General features: G+C 36.6%; 8 protein-coding genes. All 8 read left to right on the top strand.

Going from position 1 to position 5741, the window contains the following annotated elements; all coding sequences use genetic code 11:
* The first annotated feature begins 39 nt into the window (after nucleotides 1–39).
* The 8 genes from rplQ (at nucleotide 40) to AC3ASS_RS03580 (ending at nucleotide 5164) form a co-directional block, all read left to right on the top strand.
* Complete coding sequence (rplQ, locus tag AC3ASS_RS03615; RefSeq protein WP_488282148.1) at nucleotides 40–402, top strand: 50S ribosomal protein L17; 363 nt, start codon at nucleotides 40–42, stop codon at nucleotides 400–402.
* Nucleotides 403–747: 345 nt separating this feature from the next.
* Nucleotides 748–1587, top strand: coding sequence for an energy-coupling factor ABC transporter ATP-binding protein (locus AC3ASS_RS03610; protein ID WP_488282147.1), 840 nt, complete (start codon nucleotides 748–750; stop codon nucleotides 1585–1587).
* Nucleotides 1563–2432: an energy-coupling factor ABC transporter ATP-binding protein gene (locus AC3ASS_RS03605; RefSeq protein WP_488282146.1), complete on the top strand. Its 870-nt coding sequence runs from the start codon at nucleotides 1563–1565 to the stop codon at nucleotides 2430–2432. Before AC3ASS_RS03610 ends, AC3ASS_RS03605 begins: the two co-directional genes overlap by 25 nt.
* Nucleotides 2429–3226, top strand: a complete 798-nt coding sequence (locus AC3ASS_RS03600) for an energy-coupling factor transporter transmembrane component T family protein (protein WP_488282145.1) — start codon at nucleotides 2429–2431, stop codon at nucleotides 3224–3226. The genes AC3ASS_RS03605 and AC3ASS_RS03600 overlap by 4 nt, the downstream gene beginning before the upstream one ends.
* Nucleotides 3227–3239: 13 nt before the next feature.
* Nucleotides 3240–3977 (top strand): tRNA pseudouridine(38-40) synthase TruA, encoded by a 738-nt coding sequence (truA, locus tag AC3ASS_RS03595; RefSeq protein ID WP_488282144.1) that lies wholly within the window; start codon nucleotides 3240–3242, stop codon nucleotides 3975–3977.
* 160 nt (nucleotides 3978–4137) lie between these two features.
* Complete coding sequence (gene rplM / locus AC3ASS_RS03590) at nucleotides 4138–4572, top strand: 50S ribosomal protein L13 (protein WP_488282143.1); 435 nt, start codon at nucleotides 4138–4140, stop codon at nucleotides 4570–4572.
* 20 nt (nucleotides 4573–4592) lie between these two features.
* Nucleotides 4593–4985, top strand: a complete 393-nt coding sequence (rpsI, locus tag AC3ASS_RS03585; protein WP_488282142.1) for a 30S ribosomal protein S9 — start codon at nucleotides 4593–4595, stop codon at nucleotides 4983–4985.
* Nucleotides 4986–5119: 134 nt separating this feature from the next.
* Complete coding sequence (locus AC3ASS_RS03580; RefSeq protein WP_488282201.1) at nucleotides 5120–5164, top strand: erythromycin resistance leader peptide; 45 nt, start codon at nucleotides 5120–5122, stop codon at nucleotides 5162–5164.
* Nucleotides 5165–5741: the final 577 nt, after the last annotated feature.

The raw sequence follows: 5741 nt of genomic DNA, 5'->3' as shown, positions 1-5741 counted from the left end.
CTAATCGATGAAATTGACTTCATAAAGGAGGGAAACTTCATGGCATACAGAAAATTAGGACGTACAAGTGCTCAACGTAAAGCATTACTTCGTGACTTAGTGACAGACCTAATTATCAGTGAGCGCATTGAAACAACTGAAGCACGTGCGAAAGAACTTCGATCAGTTGTAGAAAAAATGATTACTCTTGGTAAACGTGGAGATTTACATGCTCGTAGACAAGCAGCAGCATTCATTCGTAATGAAGTTGCTAATAAAGAGAGTGGTCAAGATGCACTTCAAAAACTATTCTCAGAAATTGCACCACGTTATGAAGAACGTCAAGGTGGATACACTCGTATAATGAAAATTGGTCCTCGCCGCGGTGACGGTGCACCAATGGTAATTATTGAGTTAGTATAATCGTATTTACTTCAATAGGGCGGGACAGGTTGCTGAACTGGGTCTATGCCCTTTTTCTTTATATGACTGAAGTAAAAGAAAAGCGAGCGTTACGATAAATGGCAAAGGCTATTTGTCTAGCTCATGCACCTCTTCAATTTTTATATAGTTTGATAAAAAGCTGCATGAAAGAGGTGCAGGCTTTTTTTATATTTAGGCAAAGTACATGATTCAAAGAGGGCGACGCAGTGACGCCACTCTCTTTGAATTATGTAACATAAAAAGAAAGATGAGTTGAGAAGAGAAGAGATGTGTAATAGGCCATACTTTTTGGCTATTACAAAGAGGAGAAGAGGAGGAAAATGGATGGGAAGACCTATTGTAAAACTTGAAAATGTTTCATTTCGGTATCAACCAAACACTGAGTATGCCTTAAAAAATGTTTCTTTTCATGTATATGAAGGGGAATGGTTGGCCATTGTGGGCCATAATGGTTCAGGAAAATCGACTATTGCTAAACTTATGAACGGACTTCAATTTGCAGAAGAAGGAAAGGTAATCGTTGGAAATATTGAGGTAAATGAAAAGAATGTTTGGGCTGTAAGAAAAAAAATTGGAATGGTGTTTCAAAATCCAGATAATCAATTTGTTGGAACGACTGTTCAAGATGATGTGGCATTTGGACTAGAGAATCACGGAATACCTCGAGAGGAAATGGTCATTCGTGTAAACGAAGCTTTAAAAAGTGTCAAAATGGATGCATTTATGACTCAAGAACCTCACCAATTGTCAGGTGGTCAAAAACAAAGAGTAGCCATTGCAGGTGTATTAGCTTTGCAGCCGGAAATCATCGTATTAGATGAAGCAACCTCAATGCTTGATCCAAGAGGTAGAGAAGAAGTATTACATACAATACGTACTCTAAAATCCAATAAAAAACTAACGATTATTTCCATTACACACGATTTAGATGAGGCAATGAGGGCAGACCGACTTATTGTAATGAAGCGAGGAGAATTATATAAAGAAGGACGTCCTCATGAAATTTTCCAACTAGGAGATCAATTACACGATTTAGGTCTTGATCTCCCTTTTACCATTAAATTTGCTAACGCTCTAAGGGAGAAAGGAATCCAAATTCCCAAAGAAATTTTACATGAAGAGGAGTTGGTGAGGTACCTATGGACATTATCCTCAAAGATGTAGAATATTGTTATCAAAAAAATACTCCTTTTGAGCGATTGGCAATTTATGATATCAACATTGAAATTTCTTCCAAAACATATGTAGCGATCATCGGTCATACTGGTTCAGGCAAGTCTACAATCCTTCAACATTTAAATGGTTTACTGCAACCAACAAAAGGATTAGTAAAAATCGGTGAAAAAGTCATACAGGCAGGAAAAAAACAGAAAGCGTTAAAAGAGGTAAGAAAAAGAGTAGGAATTGTTTTTCAGTTTCCAGAGCATCAACTTTTTGAAGAAACCGTTGAAAAAGATATATGCTTTGGACCAATGAATTTTGGCGCATCACTCGAAGAAGCAAAGGCTAAGGCAAGATGGGCATTAAACCAAGTTGGACTTTCAGAAGATATATTATCAAAATCCCCATTTGATTTATCTGGTGGGCAAATGCGTCGAGTAGCCATCGCAGGGGTATTAGCGATGGAACCAGAAGTTCTTGTATTAGATGAACCTACAGCAGGATTAGATCCAAAAGGTCGTTTAGAAATAATGGAAATGTTTTATCGTCTCCATCGACAAAATGAAATTTCAACGGTACTTGTTACACATAGTATGGAAGACGCGGCATTGTATGCAGATCAAATCATCGTTATGGATAAAGGTACAGTAATCAAGCAAGGAACACCGGAACAGATATTTTCTTCATCCGATCAACTCTTCGATTTAGGATTAGATGTCCCAGTTTCCATACGTATTCAACAAAAGTTAAAACAAAAGTTAGCCTTTGCGAGTGAGAAACCGTGTCTAACATTAAACGAGCTAGTTGAGGCAACCGTCCAAGCGTTAAAACGGGGGAACCAAGAATGATGGAAAAAATTATTTTCGGACGTTACATACCTGCCGCATCACTGTTGCATCGAATGGATCCAAGGGCGAAAATATTATTTGTTTTCTTCTATATTATTACAGTATTTCTAGCTAATAATGCTATCACTTATACTATCCTAGGAATTTTTACAATCATATGTGTGTTGCTTTCCGACATTTCTATTAAATTTATTTTTAGTGGATTGAAATTTTTAATTTGGCTTATTTTATTTACGTTTCTTATGCACATAATTTTTACAAAAGAAGGGGACATCATTTTTGATCTCGGATTAATTCAAGTTTATGAAAATGGTTTACGACAAGCTATCTTTATTTCATTAAGATTTGTATATTTAATTTTAGTAACAACATTATTAACGTTAACAACTACTCCGATTGAAATAACGGATGGTATTGAAAGTCTATTACATCCGTTGAAAAAAATCAAGTTTCCTGTTCATGAATTAGCACTAATGATGTCAATTGCTCTTCGTTTTATCCCGACATTGATGCAAGAGACCGATAAAATAATGAAAGCTCAAGCAGCCCGTGGAGTGGAATTTTCCAGTGGGCCGTTGAAAGAACGAATGAAATCTGTTGTTCCTTTGTTAATCCCTTTATTTGTTAATTCTTTTAAACGAGCTGAAGATTTGGCTATAGCTATGGAAGCAAGGGGATATAAAGGTGGAGAAGGAAGAACTAAGTTCCGTTTATTGAAATGGTCTGTCACTGATAGTCTTTCATTTATATTTTTAGCTGGTATAGTCATTATATTAATTATATTCCGATCTTAATGGGGAATGAAAAATGTATCGTATAAAGTGTAAAGTAGCATATGATGGTACCAATTTTGCTGGATACCAAATTCAACCTAATAAACGCACGGTACAACAAGAAATAGAAAGAGCCTTAAAGACTCTTCATAAAGGTAAAGACGTGAAAATATTTGCTTCAGGTAGGACAGATGCAAAAGTTCATGCAAAGGGTCAAATCATCCATTTTGATAGTCATCTATCAATACCTGAAGAACGATGGAAAATTGCCTTAAATTCACTTCTTCCAGATGATATTGTCATAATCGATAGTCAATATGTATCTACTGATTTTCATGCAAGGTTTTCGGCAGTTGAAAAGGAATATCGGTATATCATTTCTACGAAGAAAGAAAAAGATCCTTTTATCAGAAACTATGCATACCACTATCCATACCCATTAAATATCGAAAAAATCAGAGAAGCTATGAGTTATTTCCCGGGAACTTTTGATTTTACCAGCTTTTGCTCGGCAAAAACAGAAATGGAAGACCGGGTTCGAACGATTACTTATATTGATTTATTGGAAGAGACAAATCAATTAACTGTAGTTATTCGTGGTAACGGGTTTCTTTATAACATGGTCCGCATTATTGTCGGTACGTTAATTGAAGTTGGAAATGGGGAGAAAAATCCTGAAGATATCCCTAAAATCATAGAGAAGAAAGATCGTTCGGCAGCTGGAAAAACTGCACCGGGTCATGGTTTGTATCTTTGGGAAGTTTTTTATTAAAAATTTTGTTTAACTCAATGTTCGTCGCTAAAGATTATCTTGACATGACTAATTAAAAAAGGTATTATAGCATATGGTATTGTTTTTATTCCACGAGTTAAGCCCCGGAACTTAACTGGTTGACATAAAACATTTTGATTGAAAATTAGGAGGTAACAACATGCGTACTTATATGGCTAAGCCAAACGATGTAGAACGCAAATGGCTTCTAGTCGACGCTGAAGGAAAAACTTTAGGTCGTCTTGCAAGTGAAGTAGCTGCGCTTTTACGCGGTAAACATAAACCAACATATACACCACATATTGATACTGGTGATCACGTTATTATTATTAATGCATCTAAAATCGAACTTACTGGTAAAAAATTAACTGATAAACTATATTATCGTCATAGCCAATTTGCAGGCGGTTTAAAAGTTAGAACTGCTAATGAAATGAGAAAAAATTATCCTGAGAAAATGCTTGAACTTGCTGTACGTGGAATGCTTCCAAAAGGTTCTTTAGGACGTCAAATGTTCAAAAAATTACACGTATATGCAGGTAGTGAACATCCACATCAAGCACAAAAACCTGAAGTTTACGAACTTCGCGGTTAATCTGAAGGAGGGAAAATATCTTGGCACAAGTACAATACTACGGTACAGGTCGTCGTAAAAGCTCTGTTGCTCGTGTTCGTTTAGTACCAGGTGATGGCCGTATTATTATAAATGATCGTGAAATTGAAAATTATATTCCATTTGAAGCTCTACGTGAAGTTGTTAAACAACCACTAGTAGCTACTGAAACATTAGGAAGATATGATGTTCTAGTTAATGTAAAAGGTGGCGGTTATACAGGTCAAGCAGGAGCTATCCGTCATGGTATCGCTCGTGCATTATTACAAGCAGATCCTGACTACCGTCCAACTTTAAAACGTGCAGGATTATTAACTCGTGACGCTCGTATGAAAGAACGTAAAAAATACGGTCTTAAAGGCGCTCGTCGCGCACCACAATTCTCTAAACGTTAATTTCGGCTATTCAAAACTCTCAAGCATAAGCTTGGGAGTTTTTTTATGAGACTTTTTACATAGCCATTGAATTTTTCTGTAAGTTCGTTTACAATTAAACAGAAATGTTCATCATATAGGAGGATTATTAAAAAATGACACACGCTATGAGACTACGATTCCCAACTTTGATCCAGTAAATTGAATATGGTCAAAGGCTCTGTTTGTGTAAACAGGGTAAACGGGATTAGTCTGTCCTTTTTTAATAATCTTCTTGTTAGCGAAAAAACTAAACAATTGTTTTTTCTCCACAATAAGTTACTTATTTGGGAAGTTTATTGTTTATTCAATAGTTGTTGTTTTCTTATGAAAAGAAAGGGGACTTGTTCTGCCTTTCTTTTATTTTTGCGTGCAATTGTAATAGGTAGAAAAGGATTCATAATGACATCTAATGAATATTTGGGATAGATTTCCTCCCTTTACCTTAATTTCACAAGCAGAGGCTTGTGATTTTTTATTTGAGCGTGCCCAGCTAAGCTGTTATCTGCTAGTTGGTGCAAGTCCAACCCGAGTAAGTGCCAAGACGCTCGGTAGCTGACAGGCAACTGGTGGAGAAATCCTAAGGTTGAAGCCCTGTGACAAAGTAACTCTCTTGGAGAGTGCGAGCAAATCAGCAGACCGTAACATAAAGTGAATCCTGCCGCCTCGTCAAAAGAGACCTCCTATGGAGGACAAAGGGAAGTCGAGCCTGGTTAGATTGGGCGAAGACCACGGAAG

Source organism: Bacillus sp. JST-5, assembly GCF_057747715.1.
Note: the sequence above shows the minus strand (reverse complement) of the source record. Positions and strands in the feature narration are given on the sequence as shown.